Source organism: Klebsiella sp. 1SOBk5mer, from assembly GCF_046603115.1.
GTDB classification, from domain to species: Bacteria; Pseudomonadota; Gammaproteobacteria; order Enterobacterales; family Enterobacteriaceae; genus Klebsiella; species Klebsiella quasipneumoniae.
In genome coordinates, this window is record NZ_JBKIUU010000026.1 from 1 (window position 1) to 1,725 (window position 1,725).

1 rRNA gene is annotated in these 1,725 nt (G+C 52.6%); it reads right to left on the bottom strand.

Features of this window, described 5'->3' with window-relative positions:
- Positions 1 to 39 precede the first annotated feature (39 nt).
- Positions 40 to 1,579 (bottom strand): 16S ribosomal RNA (locus tag ACLH1U_RS25125).
- Positions 1,580 to 1,725: the final 146 nt, after the last annotated feature.

The following is a 1,725-nucleotide window of genomic DNA, read 5'->3' on the forward strand; positions in this document are numbered from 1 at the left end:
ACAATCTGTGTGAGCACTACAAAGGCAGGTTCTTTAAGGTAAGGAGGTGATCCAACCGCAGGTTCCCCTACGGTTACCTTGTTACGACTTCACCCCAGTCATGAATCACAAAGTGGTAAGCGCCCTCCCGAAGGTTAAGCTACCTACTTCTTTTGCAACCCACTCCCATGGTGTGACGGGCGGTGTGTACAAGGCCCGGGAACGTATTCACCGTAGCATTCTGATCTACGATTACTAGCGATTCCGACTTCATGGAGTCGAGTTGCAGACTCCAATCCGGACTACGACATACTTTATGAGGTCCGCTTGCTCTCGCGAGGTCGCTTCTCTTTGTATATGCCATTGTAGCACGTGTGTAGCCCTGGTCGTAAGGGCCATGATGACTTGACGTCATCCCCACCTTCCTCCAGTTTATCACTGGCAGTCTCCTTTGAGTTCCCGGCCTAACCGCTGGCAACAAAGGATAAGGGTTGCGCTCGTTGCGGGACTTAACCCAACATTTCACAACACGAGCTGACGACAGCCATGCAGCACCTGTCTCACAGTTCCCGAAGGCACCAAAGCATCTCTGCTAAGTTCTGTGGATGTCAAGACCAGGTAAGGTTCTTCGCGTTGCATCGAATTAAACCACATGCTCCACCGCTTGTGCGGGCCCCCGTCAATTCATTTGAGTTTTAACCTTGCGGCCGTACTCCCCAGGCGGTCGATTTAACGCGTTAGCTCCGGAAGCCACGCCTCAAGGGCACAACCTCCAAATCGACATCGTTTACGGCGTGGACTACCAGGGTATCTAATCCTGTTTGCTCCCCACGCTTTCGCACCTGAGCGTCAGTCTTTGTCCAGGGGGCCGCCTTCGCCACCGGTATTCCTCCAGATCTCTACGCATTTCACCGCTACACCTGGAATTCTACCCCCCTCTACAAGACTCTAGCCTGCCAGTTTCGAATGCAGTTCCCAGGTTGAGCCCGGGGATTTCACATCCGACTTGACAGACCGCCTGCGTGCGCTTTACGCCCAGTAATTCCGATTAACGCTTGCACCCTCCGTATTACCGCGGCTGCTGGCACGGAGTTAGCCGGTGCTTCTTCTGCGGGTAACGTCAATCGACAAGGTTATTAACCTTATCGCCTTCCTCCCCGCTGAAAGTGCTTTACAACCCGAAGGCCTTCTTCACACACGCGGCATGGCTGCATCAGGCTTGCGCCCATTGTGCAATATTCCCCACTGCTGCCTCCCGTAGGAGTCTGGACCGTGTCTCAGTTCCAGTGTGGCTGGTCATCCTCTCAGACCAGCTAGGGATCGTCGCCTAGGTGAGCCGTTACCCCACCTACTAGCTAATCCCATCTGGGCACATCTGATGGCATGAGGCCCGAAGGTCCCCCACTTTGGTCTTGCGACATTATGCGGTATTAGCTACCGTTTCCAGTAGTTATCCCCCTCCATCAGGCAGTTTCCCAGACATTACTCACCCGTCCGCCGCTCGTCACCCGAGAGCAAGCTCTCTGTGCTACCGCTCGACTTGCATGTGTTAGGCCTGCCGCCAGCGTTCAATCTGAGCCATGATCAAACTCTTCAATTTAAGTTTGATGCTCAAAGAATTAAACTTCGTAATGAATTACGTGTTCACTCTTGAGACTTGGTATTCATTTTTCGTCCGAGGACGTTAAGAATCCATGTCACTTTGAGTGCCCACACAGATTGTCTGATAAATTGTTAAAGAGCAGT